Here is a 23,978-nt window from a genome sequence, read left to right as displayed (position 1 = left end):
CATGCTCAGTCAACTAAGGGAAATAGTTGAACACGTATCAAGAGTTGAAGATGTGTCGACGGCTCTTGATATTTTAGTTAAAGAGACATGCAGTGCGATGCAGACGGAATGTTGCACCGTGTATTTGGCAAATAATGATATGCAGCGCCTTGAGTTGATGGCAACTCAAGGCCTGATCTTCAAAGGCAATAGTATTCACATTGGTTTTGACGAAGGCCTGGTTGGCCTTGTTAAAAGAAGCGCTGAACCTATCAACCTTGCACAAGCGTCTGCTCACCCTGCTTATAAATTTTTTCCGGAGTTGGGAGAAAAGGTTTATCACTCTTTTCTCGGTACTCCGATTATCCATCGCAAGCAAGTGCTTGGTGTTTTGGTTATTCAACAGAAATCTCCTCGTTTATTCAGTGAAATGGAAGAGTCTTTCCTTGTCACTCTTTCAGCACAACTTGCGGTTATTGTGGCGCATGCCCAAACCCAAGGTCATTGGTTATTAGAACAACAAAAGTTGCCGGCGACGAAAGGTATCGCAGCGTCATCAGGTGTAGCGATTGGTGATTTGTGGTGGGACAACACGCAACCTGAATTAACCGATGTTTATCCGGCTTCGACGCTTAATGTTGAAAGAGAGCATGAGTTGCTGGCGGTTGCTGTCGAAAATGCTCTGAATGACTTTAAGCGCATGCGCAAGCGTTTGGACAGCGAAATAAACAAAGATGCGTTGGCGATCTTTGACCTGTTTACTCACTTACTCAACGATCCCATGTTGCGTAAGGATCTGAAAAGCCAAATTCAGAAGGGCGATAAAGCTGATTGGGCACTAAGACAAGTTGTTGAAAGTTACTCTAATCGCTTTGCTCGTATGTCTGATGTCTATCTTCGCGAGAGAGCACAAGACATTCGAGAGCTCGGACAAAGGCTGTTGTATTTCCTTCATAACTCTGAGCATGAACTCCGCACGTTAGACAAGCCCATTATTCTGGTGGTACGTGAACTAACGGCCTCTGTTTTGGCGTCTATTCCAAAAGAAAAATTGTTGGCGGTCATTTCCTTGGAAGGGGCGGCGAACTCTCACGCAGCGATCTTATCTCGTGCGCTTGGCATTCCTTCGGTGATGGGGGTCAATTTCAACCTTGCCCAAGCTAATGGTAAGCAAGCGATTGTCGATGGGTATAGCGGTGAGATTTTTATTGAGCCGAGTCATAACTTACTTAGTGAATACCAAGGGCTGATTCTAGAAGAAAGTGAACTCTCTTCTATGGTCAACCGAGAATTATATTTACCAGCAAGAACGCAAGATGATCAGCAAATAGAGATCTTGCTCAATGCTGGTTTGAGTGCGGATACTAATATAGCGATTAACCAAGGGGTTGACGGCGTAGGCTTGTATCGAACGGAAATTTCTTTCTTGTTACAGCAGAGATTCCCGTCAGAAGACGAACAGTTCAAGCAGTACCGTTCTGTATTATCGAGCTATCCCGAGAAGCAAGTGGTGATGCGTACGTTGGATATTGGTGGTGATAAGGCATTACCTTATTTCCCGATTGAAGAGGACAATCCGTTTCTTGGCTGGCGTGGTATTCGTTTTACACTCGATCACCCAGATATCTTTATTATTCAACTACGCGCCATGTTGCGTGCGAGCTGTGATAGTCAGAATTTAAGTATCCTATTACCAATGATTTCGGGTGCTCAAGAGCTGGATGATGCGGTTCAGCTTATAGAACAGGCTTACGATGAAGTACACGAGCTTGATAATAGAGTACGCATGCCTCGCATTGGTATCATGATCGAAGTGCCATCAATGCTGTATTTGCTGCCGTTAATCGCAGGCAAGGTCGATTTTGTTTCTGTGGGTACCAATGACTTAACCCAATATTTATTGGCGGTTGATCGGAACAATTCCCGCGTATCTGATGTCTATGAATCCATGCACCCTGCGGTGATCATGGCATTAAAACAAATTCATGATACATGTAAGCAATATCAATTACCTGTGTGTATTTGTGGCGAGCTAGCTGGTGATCCTATGGGCGCATTACTGTTGATTGGGCTAGGGTACGAAACGTTAAGTATGAATACCTCAAATGTCGCTAGAACCAAATACTTGATTCGCCAATCTAACCTGAGTGAATTACAGGATTTAGCAAATAAGGCACTTTCAAAACCGTATGGTCGTGACATCTATAGTATGATGCTCAACTATTTCGAAGAGCGTGAATTTACAGGCTTCATTCGAGCAGGTAAAAAATAGGATTTGACGTGTCATATGAACTAATAGGCTTGTTAGCAGGTCTTGGTGCTGTTGTTGGTGTTTTAGCGGGTTTGCTGGGCATTGGCGGTGGCTTGCTGGTGGTGCCTGCCTTATTGTTTTTGCTTCCTAAAGCGGGCATCCCTCAAGAGTTTGCGATGCAGATGGCATTGGCGACTTCGTTATCAACCATTATTGTTACGTCAGGATCGTCTGCGATTAACCACTTAAAGTTGGGTAACGTAGAGATATTTGTCGTTAAATGGTTGATGCCAGGTGTGGTCGTGGGTGGTTTTCTCGGTTCTTTTGTCGCCGACATCATTCCAGCTCAATATCTACCGAAAGTCTTTGGTGTGATTGTATTGGTATTGGCATTACAAATGCTGTTATCGATTCGTTCTACGAGTCAGAAAGCGATGCCAGGCTCTGCAAAAACGATGTTATGTGGTGGCGGTATTGGTTTAGTCTCAAGCTTGGCTGGTATTGGTGGTGGATCTTTATCTGTGCCTTTTCTTAACCATCATGGTGTAGAAATGCGCAAGGCCGTGGGTTCCTCTTCGGTGTGCGGCTTTGTTATTGCTATTTCAGGAATGCTCGGGTTTATTTGGCATGGTTCGTCTGTAGATGATCTTCCAGCGTTTAGTTTGGGCTATGTTTACCTACCAGCTTTGGTCGCAATATCTTGTACTTCAGTTCTAACTACTCGAGTTGGTGCGAAACTGGCGACGCAATTGCCAACTCCCGTGCTAAAGAAATTCTTTGCAATATTTTTAATGTTTATAGCAGCTACAATGCTGCTGTAGTGTCTTTTTTGTCAGCTGCTGAGCTGACCGTTATTCAATTTAGATAGAGAGCCACGTATGTCTCAGGGTTTTATCGAATTCCCAAATATCGATCCTGTTCTTATCGAACTAGGACCAATTTCAGTTCGCTGGTATGGCTTAATGTACCTTGTTGGCTTTATGTTTGCTCTTTGGCTAGCAAATCGCCGAGCTGATCAACCAGACAGTGGTTGGACCCGAGAGCAAGTATCAGATTTGTTATTTGCAGGCTTTCTAGGTGTAGTACTTGGCGGTCGTATTGGCTACGTACTTTTCTATAACTTTGACCTTTTCCTAGCAGACCCTCTTTACCTCTTTAAGGTATGGACGGGTGGTATGTCTTTCCACGGTGGTTTGCTTGGTGTTATCACTGCGATGTTCTGGTATGCGAAAAAGAACGGTCGAACCTTCTTTGGTGTAGCTGACATGATCGCGCCATTGGTTCCATTTGGTTTGGGCATGGGGCGTTTAGGTAACTTCATGAACAGCGAGCTTTGGGGCCGTGTGACTGATGTGCCATGGGCAATCGTATTCCCTAATGGTGGTCCACTTCCTCGTCACCCATCTCAACTTTACGAGATGGCGCTTGAAGGTATTGTGCTGTTCTTCATCTTGAACTGGTTTATCAAAAAGCCGCGTCCTCTTGGTTCTGTGTCAGGGTTATTCCTCGCAGGATATGGTACATTCCGCTTCTTAGTAGAATACGTACGTGAACCTGATGCTCATCTAGGTTTGTTCGGTGGATTTATCTCTATGGGACAAATTTTGTCACTGCCAATGGTTATCATCGGTGTGCTGATGATGGTGTGGGCATACAAGCGTGGTCACTACAAAGATGAATTACCACAACAAACGAAGTAAGGAACTGGTGTGAAACAGTATTTAGACCTCTGTCAGCGTATCGTTGATGACGGTACTTGGATTGAAAATGAACGCACTGGCAAGCGCTGCCTAACTGTGATCAATGCTGACCTTGAATATGATGTTGGTAATAACCAATTCCCACTGGTAACAACGCGTAAAAGCTTTTGGAAAGCGGCAGTTGCTGAACTGCTTGGTTATATCCGTGGTTACGATAATGCTGAAGATTTTCGCAAGCTAGGGACTAAAACCTGGGATGCGAATTCGAACCTGAACGAGGCATGGCTGAATAATCCTTACCGCAAGGGTGAAGACGACATGGGCCGTGTTTACGGCGTTCAAGGACGTGCATGGGCAAAACCTGACGGCGGTCATATCGACCAACTGAAGAAGATTGTTGATGATTTAACTAACGGTATTGATGACCGTGGCGAGATTTTAAACTTCTACAACCCAGGCGAGTTTCACATGGGTTGTTTGCGTCCGTGTATGTACAGCCACCACTTCTCTCTGCTTGGTGACACCCTGTACCTAAATAGTACTCAGCGCTCTTGTGATGTCCCTCTAGGTTTGAATTTCAATATGGTTCAAGTGTATGTGTTCCTCGCTATCATGGCGCAGATCACCGGCAAGAAGGCGGGCGTGGCTTACCACAAGCTTGTTAACGCTCATATCTATGAAGATCAACTTGCACCAATGCGCGATGTTCAGTTGAAGCGTGAGCCGTTAGCTGGCCCTACATTCCATATCAATCCTGAGATTAAGTCTCTAGAAGATTTAGAAACATGGGTAACGATGGATGACTTCTGGGTTGAAGGTTACGAATGCCATGAGGCGATTAAGTACCCATTCTCGGTTTAATGCAATCCGTTTTATTTGATTAAAAGGCTGCCATTGTGCGGCTTTTTTTGTACCTGTAGCTCGGTAACGAGATACGAAGAGCGTGTTTAGATTTGAGTCAGTGATATACGAAATATCAAACGCAGATAATGAGGGGAGTCGCTTTTTTTTACTCGTTTACTCGAATCACGCATCTGCTTTTGCTTTTCGTCACTCGCTACTCGAATCCCACACCTTCTTTTTCTTCCCTCATCGGCTCCTAAAAAGAAAAAGCCCGCAACCTAGGAGGTTGCGGGCTTTGCTATAAGCGATGTGTCTTTCTAGCGGTTAAGCTATCTAATTCTTTAGCTATTAAGCAGTCAGTGCTAACACAGTACCAGGCAGTACAAGGAATACTGCAACAAGGTAACCAGCGACTACAGACTTATTCTTCACAGCCATATCAGAAATGATGTCAGAAGCTTTCACTGGAAGTTCACGTAGGAACGGAATACCGAAGATGAATACCGTTGCCATGATGTTGAACACCAAGTGTACTAGAGCAATCTGTAGTGCGAATACTGCAAACTCACCAGATACTGCTGTAGCTGCAAGTAGAGCGGTAATACAAGTACCAATGTTTGCACCCAGAGTGAATGGGTAAACGTCACGTACTTTAAGAACACCTGAGCCTACTAGCGGAACCATCAAGCTTGTTGTCGTAGAAGATGACTGAACAAGGATAGTCACGATAGAGCCAGAAGCGATACCGTGGATAGGACCACGACCGATTGCATTCTTTAGAATCTCACGAGCACGACCAACCATCAGGCTCTTCATTAGCTTACCCATTACAGTGATAGCTACGAAGATTGTTGCGATACCAAGAACGATAAGCATGACGCCGCCTACAGTGTCGCCAAACGTTGATAGTGGTTCTTTAATCGCACTGACTACTGGTTTAGTGATTGGCTTGATGAAGTTAAGACCACCCATGCTCATATCACCTGTTGCTAGCATCGGTGATACTAACCAGTGAGAAATTTTCTCTAGAATACCAAATGCCATCTCTAATGGTAGGAAGATAGCGACGGCTAATAAGTTAAAGAAGTCGTGAATGGTCGCACTTGCGAATGCACGTTTGAATTCTTCTTTACAACGAACATGACCAAGACTAACAAGTGTATTGGTTACTGTTGTACCAATGTTTGCACCCATGATCATAGGGATTGCTAGCTCAACAGGTAAACCACCTGCCACAAGGCCAACGATAATTGAAGTAACTGTACTTGATGATTGAATAAGTGCTGTTGCCACTAAGCCGATCATTAAGCCTGCAACTGGGTGTGAAGCAAATTCGAAAAGAACCTTTGCTTGTTCGCCTGTTGCCCATTTGAAGCCTGTACCAACCATTGAAACTGAAAGTAATAGTAGGTAAAGCATGAATGCCAAGTTAGCCCAGCGTAGCCAACGAGTAGTGCTCGAAATCGGCGCTGCTGCAGTAGTAGCTTGGTTCATAATGTTTTCTCCATTGGACCGTTTAAGTCTGTGTTTGGTCTGTTTGTTTAATCTGAGCGTGATGTTAGAGGGGAAATATTTCAGTAATATTACATTTTGGTTTAGGTGAGACTTTTTTGTGATGATTTGCTATTTAAATATCAAAACTTTAAATGGTGGTTGGTTAAGGTGTTGTTTTTAAATAATTTTATTTTTATTTTTGAGAGGTGATATAGATCTTAAAAGTTAGAAAAAAATTGAAAATAATCGCTTAAATATTACATTATGAAATTAGACACTTCGAAAAAATAAGTAGTAATCGATGTATAAGTTAGGTTTTTCCGAGTTTGTTGAGTGAGTGCGTCATATTTGATATAAAGGATATCTTCTCTTTTATTATTACGGCACATCTATGTCGCACCTCAACTACAACCACCTCTATTACTTCTGGATGGTTTGCAAGCAAGGTTCTGTTACTAAAGCTGCAGAAGCCCTATTTCTCACACCTCAAACGGTTACAGGTCAGATTAAAGCGTTAGAAGAGCGCATGGATGGCAAGTTAACTAAGCGCAATGGTCGCAGTGTTGAACCTACTGAGCTTGGTCAGCTGGTGTTTAAGTATGCTGATCGTATGTTTGGCTTAAGTTATGAAATGTTGGATATTGTGAATTACAGCCAGCACTCAAATATTCTGTTTGATGTGGGTGTAGCGGATGCGCTGTCAAAAAGGCTCGTGAGCAAGATCTTGATGTCGACGATTCCAGAAGATAACAGTATCCACCTTCGCTGTTTTGAATCGACTCATGAAATGCTTCTTGAACAACTCTCTCAACATAAGCTCGATATGATCTTGTCTGACTGTCCGGTGGATTCTAGTCAAAGCCCTGGCTTGTTTAGTAAGAAGCTGGGTGAGAGTGGTATGACTTTTTTCTGTTCTGGTAATGTAGAAGATGTGAGTTTCCCCGCTGTATTGGAGCAAAGGAAGCTTCTTATCCCCGGAAGTCGAACTTCTATGGGACGAAAGGTACTACAGTGGTTTGATAGGCAGGGTCTAAAGCCCGATATTTTAGGCGAATTTGATGATGCGGCACTGATGAAAGCTTTTGCTCGTTATCATCATGACGCTATTTTTTTAGCACCTACTCTCTATATATCTGAAGTTGAAGAAGACACATCGTTACAGCTGTTGGGTGGCATCGAAGAGTTAAAAGAAGAGTACTACGTCATATTTGCTGAGAGGATGATCCAACATCCAGCAGTAAAAAATGTATGTGACGCAGATTTTAGCAAATTGTTCGAGTGAGGTTGTTTGTTAATGAATTGATATCGATTATCATAACCCTACCATATGCCGGAAATTCTGATAGCCCGTAGTTGGCGTAAAGGTTGTAGGGAGCCAAACTATGAACTTAAAAGAGATGGAGAAGAACTCAGCGCAAGCTGTGATTCTACTTAAAGCCATGGCCAACGAGCGTCGCTTACAAATCTTGTGCCTGTTACATGGTACTGAGCTGTCGGTTGGGGAGTTGTGTGGCAAGTTAGAACTGAGTCAGTCTGCTTTATCTCAGCACCTTGCGTGGTTGAGAAGGGATGGCTTGGTTGATACTCGTAAAGAGGCTCAAACTGTATATTACACATTGAGTAGCGAAGAAGTAAAAGCAATGATTAACCTACTGCACGGTATGTACTGCAAGTAGCTTGTTGTTGGTAGGAGGGTAATCTCTTATCAGGAATAAGGTCGACACAAGGAAGTGTCAATATTTCACGTCGAACGTTAGTACCTATCAGTTATCTTTTATCAATCTACTCTCTTTGATCGATTTGTTAGACGTTTGTTTGTCTACTTATTTGTCTATCGGTCAACGAAACAATTTTTAGTAAGAAAAATATTTTGTAATAAACCAATAGCTGTTAGTAAGAAAAACAACGTTCAGCGAGAAAAATAACAGCGTTACTCAAAATTTAGATATAAAAAAACCGGCCAAGGCCGGTTTTTTTCGTTTTGCGTTGTAATCAAATTTCTATTAAAGAGCTTTGATTGCAGCAGCGAAACGAGACTTATGACGTGCAGCTTTATTCTTATGAATAAGGCCTTTAGTCGCCATACGGTCTAGAAGTGGTGTAACTTCTACAAGAGCAGCAGTTGCAGCTTCTTTATCACCAGCTGCGATAGCTGCGATAGTCTTTTTCATGTAAGTGCGCATCATAGAACGACGGCTAGCATTGTGCTGGCGACGTTTCTCAGCTTGGATAGCGCGCTTCTTAGCAGATTTACTGTTTGCCAAGGGTCTAACTCCCAAAAACTTAGTTCGGTGACAATTTAAGGGCGAGGACTATCCCTCATTAGCGCTTAATTGTCAAATGATTTGTGCAAAAACCAATCGTAGCCAAACAAACTTTGGTATGGAAAGGTCATCGCGGTTAAGATGGCGGGGATTCTAACAGCATTTTTAGACCAATGCTAATAAATATGCTTCTTAGGACAGGATAGTATTTATCCTCGCTTGAAAGTAATCAACCAGTGTCAGAGGTTTCTGTGAGTAAAAGACTATTAAAGTCAGGCCTGATTGTCAGTGCAATGACTTTTGTTTCCCGTGTATTGGGGCTAGTACGTGATGTAGTAGTAGCAAATTTAATGGGAGCAGGAGCGAGTGCCGACGTATTTTTCTTCGCTAATAAAATTCCTAATTTTTTACGTCGACTTTTTGCAGAAGGTGCTTTTTCTCAAGCGTTTGTACCGGTACTAACGGAATATCACGCTGCAGGTGACAAAGATAAGACACGAGATTTAATTGCTAAGGTGTCGGGTACTCTCGGAGTTTTAGTATCTATAGTAACCGTTATTGGGGTATTGGGCTCCGGTGTGATCACTGCGATGTTTGGTGCCGGTTGGTTTATCGACTGGCTGAATGACGGACCTGCAGCCCCAAAATTCGAACTTGCGAGCTTTATGCTTAAGATTACCTTCCCTTATTTATGGTTTATCACCTTTGTTGCTTTATCTGGTGCGATTCTCAATACATTAGGTAAGTTCGCCGTCTCTTCTTTTACACCTGTGTTCTTGAATGTGATGATCATTGGCGCAGCATGGTTTATCTCTCCTAATTTAGATCAACCAGAAATTGGATTAGCTATCGGTGTATTTCTCGGTGGATTAGTCCAATTCCTTTTCCAAATGCCGTTCTTAATAAAAGCAGGTGTGTTGGTTAAACCTAAGTGGGGTTGGAGAGATCCGGGTGTCGTTAAGATCCGCACACTAATGATCCCTGCGCTTTTTGGTGTATCGGTCAGCCAAATCAACTTACTGTTTGATACCTTCATTGCTAGTTTCCTAGCGACAGGTTCTATCAGTTGGTTGTATTACTCAGATCGATTGCTTGAATTTCCACTAGGGTTATTCGGGATCGCGATTGCGACGGTGATTCTTCCTGCTTTGTCTCGTAAACACGTAGACGCTCAAGGAGAAGGATTTGCGCATACCATGGATTGGGGCGTACGCATGGTTTTACTGCTTGGTATTCCTGCTATGTTGGGTCTGATTGTTTTGGCTAAACCCATGTTAATGGTGCTGTTTATGCGTGGTGAGTTTTCTCCCCACGATGTACAACAGGCGTCGATGTCGCTAGTGGCTTATGCATCAGGTCTGCTTAACTTCATGTTGATTAAAGTATTAGCTCCGGGTTATTACTCTCGCCAAGATACCAAAACACCAGTTAAGTACGGCATTATCGCTATGGTGACTAACATGGTGTTCAACGCGATCTTTGCTTACTTCTATGGTTATGTTGGTTTGGCGATTGCGACGGCCTTGTCTGCCTTTGTGAATATGGCCTTGCTATATCGGGGTTTGCATCTTGCGGGTGTCTATCAATTAACTAAGACAACTTTGTTGTTTAGTGCCAAGTTGCTTGTCTCTGGTGTAGTGATGGTCGCAGCCATTTTATGGCAGTTGGATAATATGCAACAGTGGCTGGATTGGGGCTTCAGTCAGAGAGCACTGACATTAACAGGCTTGATCGGACTTGGTGGCTTTGTTTATATTGTTTCGGTACTGATTTTAGGTATCCGAGTAAAACATTTAAAAGCAGCGACAGATTAATGCTGATTAGTATATAATCCGTCGGTTTCACACAATAAATGATGCAAATTACAGGTTTTAGCTGATCATAATGGAACTGATCCGAGGTATACATAATATTAAAGCGCAGCATCATGGCTGTGTATTAACCATAGGTAACTTCGATGGTGTTCATTTAGGGCATCAAGAAGTTCTGAGTCAGGTTTCTAATCAAGCTGCAGCATTAGGGCTCCCTTCTGTTGTTATGACGTTTGAGCCGCAACCTATGGAGTTGTTTGCTAAAGGTCGAGCGCCAGCGCGTTTAACTCGTTTACGAGATAAATATGTGCAATTGAGTAAGCTAGATATCAGTCGTTTATTGTGTGTTAATTTTAATCAGTATTTTGCTAGTTTATCCGCGGAAGCATTCATTAAGGAGCTTTTGGTTGATAAGCTTGGTGTGAAATTCTTGGTGGTTGGTGACGATTTTTGCTTTGGCAAAGGCCGAACAGGTAATTTCGCTATGCTTAAAGAAGCGGGTGAAAAATATGGTTTTGAGGTGGTGAGCACCCAAAGCTATTGCTTAAACCAATTACGAGTAAGCAGCACTGAGATACGAAATGCGTTAGCGGCCAATGACTTGGCTTCTAGTGCTACTATGCTTGGGCGTGACTACAGTATCAGTGGTCGTGTTTCTCATGGTCGTAAACTAGGGAGAACTATCGGTTTCCCTACCGCTAATATTCCATTAAAACGTTGTGTTTCTCCTGTGTCGGGAGTGTATGTTGTTGAAGCATTAGATATCGACGGTGTTCCTGTCGGTGGTGTTGCTAACATTGGACAACGACCAACAGTTAATGGGGTAAGGCAGCAATTAGAAGTACATTTTTTTGACTTTAAAGCCAATTTATATGGTAAACAGTTAGAAGTGCGACTTTTGCACAAACTGCGCGACGAGATAAAGTTTGAGTCGTTCGACGCATTAAAAAATCAAATAGAATTGGATGCTGAAGCCGCAAGGGTGTGGCTGCTTCAGCTAAAGAATTAGTCGGATGATTCCACCGATTAACATAATGTCTAACTTCGCCCAATATAACGGAATTAAGAATCGATGAGTGATTATAAAGATACCCTGAACTTACCAGAAACAGGGTTCCCAATGCGCGGCAATCTGGCAAATCGTGAACCAGAAATGCTTAAGCGTTGGTACAAAGAAGACCTTTACGGTGAAATCCGTAAGGCAAAGAAAGGCAAAAAATCTTTCGTGCTGCATGACGGCCCTCCATACGCGAACGGCGACATTCACATTGGCCACGCGCTGAACAAGATTCTTAAAGACATTATTATTAAATCTAAGACCCTTTCTGGTTTTGATGCACCGTACATCCCAGGTTGGGACTGTCACGGTCTTCCAATCGAGTTGATGGTTGAGAAGAAGAAAGGTAAGCCTGGTCAGAAGATTTCGGCTGCTGAATTCCGCGAAGAGTGTCGTAAGTACGCTGCGGGCCAAGTTGAAGGTCAGAAAGAGAGCTTCAAACGTCTTGGTATCATGGGCGAGTGGGATAAACCTTACCGCACTATGGATTTCGGCACAGAAGCGAACATCATTCGTTCTCTAGGCAAAATCGCAGACAAAGGTCACCTTCTTAAAGGTTTCAAACCAGTTCACTGGTGTACTGACTGTGGTTCTGCTCTGGCTGAAGCTGAAGTTGAATATAAAGATAAGGTTTCGCCATCTATCGATGTGAAATTTACTGCAGCTGACGAAGCGGCACTTCTAGAGAAATTTACTCTAGCGGAAGGTCACGCGGGTCAAGGCGAAATCTCAATCGTTATCTGGACGACAACACCATGGACTCTGCCAGCAAACCGCGCAGTATGTCTACGTGATGATCTTGAATACGTGCTTATCCAAGTTGAAGCGAATGGCGAACAGCCTGCTCAACGTATCGTTGTTGCTTCTGAATTAGCAAAAGACGTAATGGATCGTGCAGGTATTGAGCACTTCCATAATCTTGGTTTTGCGACTGGTGCTGATCTTGAGCTTTCTCAGTTCAACCACCCGTTCTACGATTTTACTGTTCCTGCCGTTCTTGGTGACCACGTTACTACTGATTCGGGTACTGGTGTCGTTCATACTGCGCCTGGTCATGGTCAAGAGGATTTCGTGGTTGGTAAGAAGTACAACCTAGAAATCGCTAACCCAGTAGGTTCAAACGGCGTTTACCTGCCAGATACTGAGCTATTCGCTGGTCAGCATGTATTCAAAGCGAACGATTCTGTTTTAGAAGTTCTAAAAGAGAAAGGTGCACTATTGCATCACCACGCTTACGAGCATAGCTACCCACACTGCTGGAGACACAAAACGCCAATCATTTTCCGTGCCACACCACAATGGTTCATCTCTATGGATCAAGCAGGCCTACGTGCAAAAGCACTAGAGTCAACAAAGAGTGTTGAATGGATGCCAGAATGGGGTCAAAGCCGTATCGAAGGTATGATCGAAGGTCGCCCTGAGTGGTGTATCTCTCGTCAACGTACTTGGGGCGTGCCAATTGCTCTGTTCGTTCATAAAGAAACATCAGAACTTCACCCAGATAGCCCAGCTCTTATTGAAAAAGTAGCGAAGCTTGTGGAAGAAAAAGGCATTCAAGCTTGGTGGGATGTAGACGCTGCTGAACTGATGGGTGCTGAAGACGCTGACAAGTACGAGAAAGTACTTGATACGCTAGACGTATGGTTCGACTCAGGTGTAACTCACTTCTCTGTTGTGGACTCTCGTGAAGAGTACAACTTCCCAAATGAAGAAAGAACGCACAGTGCTGATCTTTACCTTGAAGGCTCTGACCAACACCGTGGCTGGTTCCAGTCATCTTTGATTTCATCTATCGCGATGAAAGACGAAGCACCATACAAGCAAGTGCTAACGCACGGTTTCGTGGTTGATGGTAACGGCCGTAAGATGTCTAAATCTATCGGTAACGTTGTTGCTCCTAAAGATGTAACGAACAAGCTAGGCGCAGATATTCTACGTCTATGGGTTGCTTCTACGGATTACACTAACGAAGTTGCGGTTTCTGACGAAATCCTTAAGCGTTCTGCTGATGCATACCGTCGTATTCGTAACACGGCTCGTTTCTTCCTAGCGAACTTGAACGGTTTCAATCCTGAAACTGACCTAGTTCCAGCTGAAGAAATGGTTGCACTTGATCGCTGGGCTGTTGGCCGTGCTCAAGCTGCACAAGAAGAGATTGTTAAAGCATACGGTGAGTACAACACTCACGGTGTGACTCAACGTCTAATGCAGTTCTGTTCTATCGAAATGGGTTCTTTCTACCTAGACGTAATCAAAGACCGTCAGTACACAGCAAAACAGGGCAGCCATGCTCAACGTAGCTGTCAAACGGCGCTTTACTACATCGTAGAAGCTTTAGTTCGTTGGATGGCGCCTATCATGTCGTTCACTGCAGATGAAATCTGGAACGAGATGCCAAGCTCTTTACCAACTGGAGAGCAGCGCGACACGTTTGTATTCACTGGCGAGTGGTTCGAAGGCCTATTTGGTCTTGCTGACGACGAAGAGCTAAGCAACGAATTTTGGACTGAAATCCAGTCAGTTCGTGGCGCAGTGAACAAGCTTCTTGAAGATGCTCGTAAAGAGAAAACAATCGGTGGTGCACTGCAGGCTGAAGTTACTCTATACGCTGACGATGCACTAGCGGCTAAAATCAACAAGCTAGAAGATGAGCTACGTTTCGTACTTATCACTTCTGCTGCTGTTGTTAAGCCACTTAGCGATAAGTCTGATACAGCTCAAGCGACAGACGTTGAAGGTCTGTACGTTGAAGTTGCAGCAACTGAAGCTGAGAAGTGTGACCGTTGCTGGCACCACACTCCAGATGTAGGCACAATTGAAGGTCACGAGAAAATTTGTGGTCGTTGTGTGTCGAACATCGACGGTGAAGGCGAAGTGCGTAAGTTCGCATAACGACTCAGAGAAAGACTGAACTTTTTGTAAAAATCATAGCCCCAGTATCAACTGGGGTTATTTTTAATTATAGGAAATGTGTTTAACCAAGCTGACTTCTCGTGTTCATTCTTGAGAATGGATAATGAGATGATTTGACTGAGTAGATACTAGGAATAGAAATGAGTGAAGTTTCGTTAAAACAATCTGGTGTGCGTTGGTTATGGTTGGCTCTGCTGGTTTTCGTTGCAGATATCGGCATCAAACTTTTCGTCATGGACAACATGGGTTATGGCTGGGCAAACCGTATTGAGGTGCTGCCATTCTTTAATTTTTTGTATGTTCATAACTACGGCGCGGCATTTAGCTTTCTGAGTGATCAGAGTGGCTGGCAGCGTTGGTTGTTTACTGGTATCGCCTTTGCGGTAACTGGCATGCTGACATACTGGATGAGTAAACTACCTGCGGCAGAGAAGTGGAATAACATTGCTTATGCGATCATCATTGGTGGCGCTGTTGGTAACGTATTTGACCGAGTAGTACACGGCTTTGTTGTCGATTACTTAGATTTCTACTGGGGTACTTACCACTGGCCTGCGTTTAACTTAGCGGATATGGGGATCTGTATCGGTGCAGCGATGATCATCTTAGATGGTTTCCGTAAGAAAGACGAAAGCAAATAGGCGACTCTAATAGTAATGAGTATAAAGTAAATTGCTTTGAACTAGATGGCCTTAAAGTCAGTCTATGACTCACAGATTAGAATAGCCCTAAGCGCTGTCGGTTGATTCCGACGGCGCTTTTTTTTATGCTGCTCTTAATAAGGAAGCAAAACAGAATGCCCCTTCAAATAATAAAGAAATCTAAGGAAAGTAACGTGGCAACAATTAAAAATGATTCAGCAGTAACCTTACATTTTACGATTAAAATGAAAGATGGTTCAGTTGCCGATAGCACCGAAAATATGGGCAAACCTGCGAAGTTCGTTATGGGTGATGGCAGCCTAAGTGAGAACTTTGAACAGTGCCTGATTGGTCTTGAAACGGGGACTGAAAAGTCTATCGAATTGAAGGCGCAAGATGCGTTTGGTATGCCGAATCCTGATCATATTCACTATATGGATCGCGCGAAGTTTGTTGGTGACTCTGAAGTTGAAGTGGGCACTATCATGGCTTTCTCCGGTCCTGACGGTATGGAAATCCCTGGGATTATCACCGAGATCGCGGGTGATTCAGTGACGGTTGATTTTAATCACCCATTAGCAGGTCAAGACGTTACTTTCGATGTCAACATCTTAGCGGTTGAATAATTATCTTTACGGTGGAGTAGCTATCTTAACGGTAGAATAACCATCTTAACGTTAGAGTAGCACCGCCTACAGCTGTGATGTAACCCAGAGCTTCACTGTCTAGACGCTTCACTGTAGAATGCGAACCTCGCTGACGGCGAACTCTATAGAAACAACCTTAGTTCCGCGGTAAATGATGAGCAATGAAATGAAAATAATGTTAGCTAACCCTCGTGGCTTTTGTGCCGGTGTCGATCGTGCGATCAGTATCGTAGAGCGTGCACTTGAAATGTATCAGCCACCGATTTATGTTCGCCATGAAGTGGTACATAACCGCTTTGTTGTTGAGGGGCTCAAGCAGCGTGGTGCTATTTTTGTCGAAGAACTGAGTGAAGTGCCAGACGACAACATCGTGATATTCTCGGCTCACGGTGTTTCTCAAGCGGTTCGTAAAGAAGCGAAAGAGCGTGAGTTAACGGTATTTGATGCGACGTGTCCTTTGGTGACTAAAGTTCATATGGAGGTTGCTCGTGCGAGCCGCAAACATATGGAAGTGGTACTGATTGGTCACGCGGGCCACCCTGAAGTGGAAGGCACCATGGGTCAATACGCTAGCCAAACCGGTGGTATGTACTTGGTTGAAAGGCCAGAAGACGTACAGAACCTAGTAGTGAACGACCCGAGTAACCTGCACTACGTTAGCCAAACAACGCTATCAGTTGATGAAACAGCAGATGTGATTGAAGAGCTACGTCGCGTGTTCCCTGAGATCCAAGGTCCACGTAAGGACGATATCTGCTACGCGACTCAAAACCGTCAAGACGCAATTCGTGAAATGGCAAACGATGTAGACGTTGTAATTGTCGTTGGTTCTAAGAACTCATCGAACTCAACTCGTTTAAAAGAGCTGGCTGAGAAGCTAGGCACGCCAGGTTATCTAACAGACTGCCCTGAAGACATTCAAACTGAATGGGTTGAAGGGAAAAAGAAAATAGGTGTAACAGCCGGAGCCTCTGCTCCTGAAGAGCTAGTAAACCAGATCTTAGATCGGATTCGTGAGTTGGGTGCTACCGAGGTTGAAGAGATTCAAGGTCGCGAAGAGAACATGTTCTTCGAAGTACCCAAAGAGCTACAGATTAAGCAAGTCGACTGATCTCTAGTGATTCGTAACAAGACGATTCGTAAACACTAGCGATTTGCAAACACTATTGATTTGTAAACAGCAGGAAGCCAACGTGATACGTTGGCTTTTTTGATCGTGCTTTGGAACAGGGCGTCGAACTTCTAACGGGTTACTGGAGACCGAGTTGCTCTTTTAACGTCTTGAGATAACGACGACTGACAGGTACTTCAAAGCCGGTCAGGGTAATGATCTCTGCTAATCCATTTTCTAATAATTTGATTTCTTGGATCGATTTTATGTTGATCAAATACTGTCGGTGACAGCGGATCAAGTCGGTTTTTTCTTCGAGGATTTTTAGTGTTAACTGTGAGGTTGCGGTTTGCGATGAGCTACGTACGTGGACACCGCTGATATCGGAATACGCGCACTCGACCGTTTGACTTGCCATTATCACAATACGGTTATGTCCAATACATGGAATCTGCTCTAAATGACAGGGAGCAATCGCTGAGATGTTCTGGTCTGGTGCTTTCTGATTTTGTTTTATGACCTTATTTAGGCGACAAACGCTCTTGTTTAATCGACAAGGCTCGACTGGCTTAAGTAGGTAATCAAAAGCGTTATCTTCAAAGGCTTGAATAGCATATTGGTCGTAGGCGGTAACGAATACCACGTAAGGCATTGTGTCTGGGTCAAGCATACTCAGCAGTTCGATCCCGGTAACCTGAGGCATTTGAATATCCAAGTACACCACATCTGGCTTGAGAAGGTTAATCTGCTTAAGCCCTTCTATCGCGTTGCTCGCTTGGCCGATGACTTCCACTTCTCCGGTTTCGGTTAGTAGTTCAATCAGTTCTTCGCGAGCAAATAGCTCATCATCGACAACTAATGCCTTTAACATCCTACAATCTTCATCTTGATTTCATCCCTGTTTGATTCACGTTATGCTTTTAAATGTTAGCTTTAAATATGTCTACTCGGAGCTATTCGTCTTCGCAAATATCATTATTTTAATTTAGGTATGATAAAGCTCATTCGAGTAAATTGCTGTGGTTGAGATTCTATTTTTAGCGCTGAATCTTGTCCAAAGAAATTAGTGAGTCGTTTATCAACAATTTCCATTCCTAAACCGACATGGTTTGGTGACGGCTTTTGATAAGTCCCGGCATTATCCTCAACAACCAACTTGAAGCCACCTTTGAAAGCCTCGCTGTAAATCTTAACTTGACCACCTTCGAGCATATTGGAAATCCCATGTTTTATCGCGTTTTCAACTAATGGCTGCAAGGTAAAGCTTGGTAGCTGTGACTCATACAGTTGCGGATCGATATCCCATTCCACTTCCAGTCGGTCGGTAAAGCGTGCTTTTTCTATGGTCAGGTAAGCGTTGACGTGTGCAAGTTCATCTTTGAGCTTTACGGTGTTGATGTTCTGCTTTAGGTTACTTCTAAAGAAGTGGGACAGATGCTGAATCAACTCCCGAGCTTTATCTGGGTCGCGACGTGTCACTGCGCTGATGGTGTTAAGCGCATTGAACAAGAAGTGTGGATTCACTTGAGCGTGCAGCAGTTTTATTTCTGCTTGGGTAAGTAGCGTTTGCTGTTGCTGATAGTTACTAAACAGGATTTGGCTCGATAAGAGTTGAGCGATACCTTCACCCATCGACATGTTGATAGTCGAGAATAGTTTTAGTTTTGGCTCATACAGTTTGATGGTGCCGACGACCTCGTTACCCGCGCGCAGTGGGATAATTAGAGCAGAGCCTAATTTACAATCCTGCGACAGTGAGCATTGGTATGGATTCTCTTTGCCATCAAGGTAGATAATGTCGTTCTGTTCCATCGAAGTGAGTGTGCTTTGTGATGAAATCGGCGTATTGGGAATATGGTGTTCATCACCAATGCCGACGAACGCGAGAATTTTTTCTCGGTCGGTAATCGCGACCGCCCCAACATTGGTCTCTTCATAAACGATACGTACGATTTTTTGTGCGTTATCGGAATTAAACCCACCATGCAGAATACCTACCGAACGTTCGGCGATGGTTAATGCGCGACGTGAGAAGGTCGCTGAGTATTTTTCGAAGATGGTTTTACGGTCTTGGATGATACTCATAAACAGCGCAGCACCGACTGAGTTAGCAATGATCATTGGCGCCGCAATATCGGAAACCAGAGCATAGGATTGCTCAAACGGTTTCGCGACAGCAAGCAGAATCAGCATCTGAATAATCTCTGCAAACAGGGTTATCGAGAAAACCACCATCGGATTAAACAACTGGCTGGCTTTGTTTTTTCTGACTAAGTAAACGTGTAATAGGCCACCAATTAAGCCTTCTGCCGTAGTGGAGATAGCACAAGCTAGATCGGTGAATCCACCCAAAGAGTAACGATGGATACCGCCAGTAAAACCGACCGCAAAGCCGACAACCGGACCACCAAACAAGCCACCCATGACCGCTCCCATCGCACGTGTGTTGGCAATGGCATCATTGATCTGCAATCCAAAATAGGTGCCCATAATACAGAACAGAGAAAACAGAACATAACAGCTGACTTTATGGCTTAAGCGTGAAGATATGCTCAACAAAGGCAGAATCAGTGGAGTTTTACTTAGCATGTAAGCAATCACTAAGTAGACACAGGTTTGTTGCAGCAGAGAGAGAATGAGTTCCATATTTTCACCTATTGAGACGCGTGTTAAGTGTAAAGCTCATTGCGTAGTAACGGTAGCTTTGCTTGTGTTTTCGTTGGTTATATTGCTTGGTTATTGCTTCAGAAAGCTGAAGTATCCAAGTTGATGTACTAATGTTGATTGAACTAAGTTGAGATACAGTAAAGCCCATCACGGTGGATGGGCTTTAGTCTTATTTTCCACGAATCAGCGAGTGATTGCGGGAGCAAGCGAAGTGTGTTTGGCTTGTTCTTTTGTCTTTCTATGAAGACTTGTCTCTTCTTAAAAGAGCTTTCAAGAACTAGGCGGTTTTAGTCACGCCCTTTGCTTCTTTCTCTTCTTGTTCATCAGCAAGATCGATATCGCCTTTGCCTTTCGAGATTTTGATAACGTAAGCCGCAACACCGAATGCACTCACCACACCGATGATGGTTGAAAGCTGCATTGGTAGACCAAAGCCTAGTTGGCTGTTGTTGAGGATGAATGTGATACATACAGACGTCATGAAGATAGCTGGAACCGTTGTTACCCAGTGCAGTTTGTTGTGACGAAGTAGGTAAGCTGAAGCTGTCCACAACATCATTACTGCCGTTGATTGGTTAGCAAAACCGAAGTAGCGCCAGATGATGCCGAAATCTACTTGAGTCAGGATGCCACCAAGAACGAACAATGGTAGAGCCATTAGTAGGCGGTTACGCAGAGTTTTCTGTTCCATGTTGAAGTATTCAGCAAGGATAAGACGGCTTGAACGGAATGCAGTGTCACCCGAAGTGATAGGTAGGATAACCACGCCAAGGAAAGCAAGGATACCGCCGAACACACCCAATAGACCAAATGAAGCGCTGTATACCACGTTACCTGGGCCGCCGTTTGCAATTGCATCAGATAGAGACTCAACTGAACCGAAGAATGACAGAGCAAGTGCACACCAAATTAGAGCGATGATGCCTTCACCAATCATTGCACCGTAGAATACGAAGCGACCGTTCTTCTCGTTTTCCATACAACGCGCCATCAAAGGAGACTGAGTTGCGTGGAAGCCAGAAATAGCACCACAAGCGATAGTGATGAATAGAGCAGGCCAAAGTGGTAGGTCATTCGGGTTCATGTTGGTGAACATGTCTTTCATCTCGAAGCCACCCATGATTTGGTGCTCGTCAGATAAACCAATCGCAGTGATTAGGCCAACAGACATAAAGATAAGTAGTGCACCAAACAGTGGGTAGAAGCGACCAATGATTTTATCGACAGGGACAATCGTTGCGATGATGTAGTAAGCAAAGATGATAACAACCATAGTGCTTGTAGACATTACGAAATCAGTTTGGTCGTTCACTAGGTTAGTGATCATGCCTGCAGGAGCAGAAACGAAAACCACACCAACAAGAAGCAGTAGAACAATGGCAAAGATGTTCATAAAGTGTTTTGCGCCATTGCCTAGGTAACGTCCCGTGATCGTTGGAACCGAAGCGCCACCATTGCGGATAGATAACATACCTGAGAAGTAGTCGTGTACTGCACCTGCGAAGATACAACCTAGCACGATCCAAAGCATTGCAGCTGGGCCGTAAAGGGCACCCATGATAGGGCCGAATATTGGACCTACACCCGCGATGTTAAGCAGTTGAACTAGGTAAACCTTTGGCGTCGACATTGGAACGTAGTCCACGCCATCTTGCTTAGTATGAGCTGGTGTTTGACGCTTTTCATTGATACCGAAAATTTTCTCGATAAAGGCACCGTAAATAAAGTAGCCACCAATGAGTGCTGCAACACAGGTAAGAAACCACATCATAATTTGTTATCCCTGAATGTATTAATTAAGTCAGGGTGTATATTAAAGAAGTCGAAGAGAATAAACTTCCGCTTCTTGAGTGAGTGGTCGAATAGCAAATTTAGTGGTGCTATGACTGATTGAATGGTTTGTTATTGGACGGAAGTGGCGAAGATTAGACAATGAGTGGACATCGACTGGTGTTCAGCGGAGAATCACAAACAAAGCAATGCTTCGTCAGGAAGTGGCTCTGTAAAAATAAAGGATTGAAATGAAAAAAATAATCGCACTATTCACTGTGGCATTTAGCCTTGCAGGATGCAGCGCTAATGTTCAAGATTTAGCCGCTGAAGGCAATTGGCAAGAGATCGGCTACCGTGATGGCATCAAAGGCCACACTCAGCGTTCGTATTCAGATATGACCGCGCTTGGTGCTGTTGATCAAGCCAGTTACACAGAAGGTTACCACCTAGGCGTTACTGAATACTGCAATCCGAACCATGCTTATCAGATTGGTTTATCTGGTCAGGTATATGAAGGTGTGTGTTCTGGTACGGAAGACGCTCAACGTTTCCGTATGGAATGGCAACGCGGCTGGGATGAGTTCTCAAACGACTATTAAGCTCAAGCTAGCAATAAGAAAATTAGATATAAAAAGACCAGTACTTTATGTGTGCTGGTCTTTTTATATGTAGCGAGAGTAACTCTCAACAGCATAAGCATAAGCCGATTATTGATTATTCTCGACGGCTTTTCTCAAGAAGCCATTTTGCTTATCAAGTTGAGCCTTGGCTAACTCTAAATCTAGCCCTGTTAGAATTATCAAAATAGATAACTTCACATCGTAATCAGTCGTTTTAAGTGTCGATACTGCCAGTGCTTTATCACACTCCGTTGCTTGGATAACGATACGAGCAGCGCGGGCAACCAACTTTTCATTGGTCGCTTTTACGTCGACCATCAGATTTTGGTAGCTTTTACCGATACGAATCATGCTGGCAGTCGTTAGCATATTAAGTACTAGCTTTTGTGCCGTACCTGACTTCAGTCGTGTTGATCCCGTTAAGGCTTCTGGGCCAACCACTGGGCTAATTGCGATTTGAGCAATCTCAGCAATTGGAGATCCTGGGTTACAAGACAGCGCAACTGTAACCGCGCCAAGCTGATTGGCATAGTTGAGTGCACCTATTACGTAAGGAGTGCGACCACTGGCTGCTATGCCAACCACAACATCATTTTCTGAAAACTGAATCGCTTTGAGATCTTCAATTCCGAGAGTCAGTGAATCTTCTGCTCCCTCTTTGGCTTTCAAAATTGCTTCTGGTCCGCCTGCAATTAGGCCGATAACCATTTTGTCTGAAACGCCGAAAGTCGGTGGGCATTCTGATGCGTCTAACACACCTAATCGACCACTGGTGCCTGCGCCCATATAAATCAGTCGGCCACCATTTTGAAAGGCGTAAGCGATCTTATCAACCGCTTTCGCGATCTGTGGCAGTTCCGCCTCGATCGCCAGTGGTACCTGTTTGTCTTGTTGGTTAATCTTTTCAACCACTTCGAGAGAGGTGAGCAGATCAATATCCATAGTGTCAGGGTTTCTCCCCTCCGAAACGAGGTGCGAGAGCGCTGATATGAGAGCGTCGTTACTCATAATGATCCTTAAATGGTGATTCTAAAATGATGGTTCTAGATTTGTTTAGTCAGCACGATATAGAACGCCTAGAGAGGCAGCTCTGCTTGCGCCAGTCACTTCTGGTAAATTGCTTGGCAGTTGATGAACATGACGTTGAGCAAGCCACGCAAAGGCCATCGCTTCCATGTAATCAGCATCAACACCTTTACTGGTTGTCGACTCAACTTCCCAACTCGGAAGCAGTTCTGCCAACCTTTTCATCAACAATGGGTTTCTCGTCCCGCCACCACATACGTACAGCGCAGGTTGGTTACCCAAGCGATAAGCCTCTACTTCATTGGCTATCGTCAATGCGGTGTATTCACAAAGTGTGCGCTGAACATCTTCTGCTGCAAGGTATTTAAATTCTGTAAGTTGTTGTTCTAGCCACGGTAGATTAAACAGCTCTCTACCAGTGCTTTTCGGTGGCATTTGAGATAGATAAGATTCACTTAGAAGCTGTTCGAGCAAGGCTTGATTCAGTTGGCCTTTTAGTGCGAACTGCGCATCACGGTCAAACTTATCACCGATGTGTTTATCTACCCAAGCGTCCATTAACATATTGCCCGGGCCTGTATCATAACCAAAAGTTGGCTGATTCGGGCGCAGCACTGAAATATTCGAGATACCACCAATGTTCAACACCACAACCGAGCTGTCTTTTGGGTGAAAAATCGTATGGTGAAACGCTGGTACTAACGGCGCCCCTTGTCCGCCAAGCGCCATGTCTTTGCGTCGGAAATCTGCGACTGTTTGAATCTGTGTTTTAGCGGCAATGATATTGGCATCACCCAGCTGCATGGTAAATGGCGAATCACCGGTTGGCTGATGGAATACTGTTTGGCCATGGTTACCAATCGCACTCACAGAAGATGCAGGCGTACCTGACTTGTCGAGAAGTTGCAGAACCGCATCAGCAAACAGGTGGCCAAGCTGGTGGTCGAGTTCGCCAATGGAAATCAAATCGGTTTTCTGACCAATACAAACTTCAAGCAGACGCGCTTTTAGGTCGTCAGGCATTGGGAACTCATCATGAGCTAGCAATGTGATGCGCGTATCTTCAATCGACACTAAGGCCGTATCAACGCCGTCCATGCTCGTCCCTGACATCACACCGATATACAGTTCTTTATGATCCATTTCTAAGCTCTTGCACTGCATTCTTAAAGTCTTCCACA

General features: G+C 44.1%; 20 protein-coding genes. 13 read left to right on the top strand and 7 right to left on the bottom strand.

Annotated elements, in window-relative coordinates; translation table 11 throughout:
- Window position 1 precedes the first annotated feature (1 nt).
- Genes ptsP through L8S15_RS19025 form a run of 4 tightly spaced genes read left to right on the top strand, consistent with a single transcriptional unit; the run spans window position 2 to window position 4,791 of the window.
- Window positions 2-2,251 (top strand): phosphoenolpyruvate--protein phosphotransferase, encoded by a 2,250-nt coding sequence (ptsP, locus tag L8S15_RS19040; RefSeq protein WP_016767731.1) that lies wholly within the window; start codon window positions 2-4, stop codon window positions 2,249-2,251.
- A gap of 8 nt (window positions 2,252-2,259) precedes the next feature.
- Window positions 2,260-3,051 (top strand): sulfite exporter TauE/SafE family protein, encoded by a 792-nt coding sequence (locus L8S15_RS19035; RefSeq protein WP_010434824.1) that lies wholly within the window; start codon window positions 2,260-2,262, stop codon window positions 3,049-3,051.
- A gap of 57 nt (window positions 3,052-3,108) precedes the next feature.
- Window positions 3,109-3,930, top strand: a complete 822-nt coding sequence (gene lgt / locus L8S15_RS19030) for a prolipoprotein diacylglyceryl transferase (protein WP_010434825.1) — start codon at window positions 3,109-3,111, stop codon at window positions 3,928-3,930.
- Between the two features lie 9 nt (window positions 3,931-3,939).
- Window positions 3,940-4,791: a thymidylate synthase gene (locus tag L8S15_RS19025; protein WP_010434826.1), complete on the top strand. Its 852-nt coding sequence runs from the start codon at window positions 3,940-3,942 to the stop codon at window positions 4,789-4,791.
- 330 nt (window positions 4,792-5,121) lie between these two features.
- On the opposite strand, the gene L8S15_RS19020 is transcribed toward L8S15_RS19025, so the two are convergent.
- Complete coding sequence (locus tag L8S15_RS19020) at window positions 5,122-6,267, bottom strand: Na/Pi symporter (protein WP_010434827.1); 1,146 nt, start codon at window positions 6,265-6,267, stop codon at window positions 5,122-5,124.
- A gap of 391 nt (window positions 6,268-6,658) precedes the next feature.
- Here L8S15_RS19020 and nhaR point away from each other — a divergent pair, with 391 nt between their 5' ends.
- Window positions 6,659-7,549, top strand: a complete 891-nt coding sequence (nhaR, locus tag L8S15_RS19015; protein WP_010434828.1) for a transcriptional activator NhaR — start codon at window positions 6,659-6,661, stop codon at window positions 7,547-7,549.
- A 100-nt stretch (window positions 7,550-7,649) separates the two neighbouring features.
- A complete protein-coding gene (locus L8S15_RS19010) occupies window positions 7,650-7,943 on the top strand; it encodes a metalloregulator ArsR/SmtB family transcription factor (RefSeq protein ID WP_010434829.1) in 294 nt (97 codons plus the stop codon).
- A 327-nt stretch (window positions 7,944-8,270) separates the two neighbouring features.
- Here L8S15_RS19010 and rpsT read toward each other — a convergent pair whose 3' ends face one another.
- On the bottom strand, window positions 8,271-8,531 hold the full coding sequence (rpsT, locus tag L8S15_RS19005) for a 30S ribosomal protein S20 (RefSeq protein WP_004739529.1): 261 nt from the start codon (window positions 8,529-8,531) through the stop codon (window positions 8,271-8,273).
- A 251-nt stretch (window positions 8,532-8,782) separates the two neighbouring features.
- Between rpsT and murJ the strand changes: the two genes are divergently transcribed.
- The 6 genes from murJ to ispH all read left to right on the top strand — a co-directional run bounded on the left by murJ (window position 8,783) and on the right by ispH (window position 16,711).
- On the top strand, window positions 8,783-10,345 hold the full coding sequence (gene murJ, locus L8S15_RS19000; RefSeq protein WP_010434830.1) for a murein biosynthesis integral membrane protein MurJ: 1,563 nt from the start codon (window positions 8,783-8,785) through the stop codon (window positions 10,343-10,345).
- 70 nt (window positions 10,346-10,415) lie between these two features.
- Entirely contained in the window at window positions 10,416-11,351 is a 936-nt protein-coding gene (gene ribF / locus L8S15_RS18995) for a bifunctional riboflavin kinase/FAD synthetase (RefSeq protein ID WP_010434831.1), read from the top strand.
- 63 nt (window positions 11,352-11,414) lie between these two features.
- Entirely contained in the window at window positions 11,415-14,291 is a 2,877-nt protein-coding gene (gene ileS, locus L8S15_RS18990) for an isoleucine--tRNA ligase (RefSeq protein ID WP_010434836.1), read from the top strand.
- Window positions 14,292-14,452: 161 nt separating this feature from the next.
- Window positions 14,453-14,953, top strand: a complete 501-nt coding sequence (gene lspA / locus L8S15_RS18985; protein ID WP_010434837.1) for a signal peptidase II — start codon at window positions 14,453-14,455, stop codon at window positions 14,951-14,953.
- Between the two features lie 194 nt (window positions 14,954-15,147).
- Window positions 15,148-15,579 carry an FKBP-type peptidyl-prolyl cis-trans isomerase gene (fkpB, locus tag L8S15_RS18980; RefSeq protein ID WP_016767727.1) on the top strand — a complete coding sequence of 144 codons (432 nt, stop codon included), beginning with the start codon at window positions 15,148-15,150 and terminating at the stop codon, window positions 15,577-15,579.
- Between the two features lie 175 nt (window positions 15,580-15,754).
- Complete coding sequence (gene ispH / locus L8S15_RS18975) at window positions 15,755-16,711, top strand: 4-hydroxy-3-methylbut-2-enyl diphosphate reductase (protein WP_029189243.1); 957 nt, start codon at window positions 15,755-15,757, stop codon at window positions 16,709-16,711.
- 139 nt (window positions 16,712-16,850) lie between these two features.
- Here ispH and btsR read toward each other — a convergent pair whose 3' ends face one another.
- From btsR to L8S15_RS18960, 3 genes are all read right to left on the bottom strand, one after another.
- Window positions 16,851-17,582, bottom strand: coding sequence for a two-component system response regulator BtsR (gene btsR, locus L8S15_RS18970; protein WP_010434840.1), 732 nt, complete (start codon window positions 17,580-17,582; stop codon window positions 16,851-16,853).
- Window positions 17,583-17,686: 104 nt separating this feature from the next.
- A complete protein-coding gene (locus tag L8S15_RS18965; protein ID WP_102363629.1) occupies window positions 17,687-19,357 on the bottom strand; it encodes a sensor histidine kinase in 1,671 nt (556 codons plus the stop codon).
- Window positions 19,358-19,655: 298 nt separating this feature from the next.
- Window positions 19,656-21,149: a carbon starvation protein A gene (locus tag L8S15_RS18960; protein WP_016783944.1), complete on the bottom strand. Its 1,494-nt coding sequence runs from the start codon at window positions 21,147-21,149 to the stop codon at window positions 19,656-19,658.
- 250 nt (window positions 21,150-21,399) lie between these two features.
- Here L8S15_RS18960 and L8S15_RS18955 point away from each other — a divergent pair, with 250 nt between their 5' ends.
- Window positions 21,400-21,750 (top strand): DUF2799 domain-containing protein, encoded by a 351-nt coding sequence (locus L8S15_RS18955; RefSeq protein WP_010434845.1) that lies wholly within the window; start codon window positions 21,400-21,402, stop codon window positions 21,748-21,750.
- Window positions 21,751-21,858: 108 nt separating this feature from the next.
- Here L8S15_RS18955 and murQ read toward each other — a convergent pair whose 3' ends face one another.
- Window positions 21,859-22,779, bottom strand: a complete 921-nt coding sequence (gene murQ / locus L8S15_RS18950) for an N-acetylmuramic acid 6-phosphate etherase (protein WP_010434846.1) — start codon at window positions 22,777-22,779, stop codon at window positions 21,859-21,861.
- A 45-nt stretch (window positions 22,780-22,824) separates the two neighbouring features.
- Complete coding sequence (locus L8S15_RS18945; protein ID WP_280574677.1) at window positions 22,825-23,940, bottom strand: anhydro-N-acetylmuramic acid kinase; 1,116 nt, start codon at window positions 23,938-23,940, stop codon at window positions 22,825-22,827.
- Window positions 23,941-23,978: the final 38 nt, after the last annotated feature.

The sequence above is a fragment of the Vibrio sp. S/42/10 genome (assembly GCF_029890535.1).
Classification (GTDB): Bacteria; Pseudomonadota; Gammaproteobacteria; order Enterobacterales; family Vibrionaceae; genus Vibrio; species Vibrio cyclitrophicus.
Note: the sequence above shows the minus strand (reverse complement) of the source record. Positions and strands in the feature narration are given on the sequence as shown.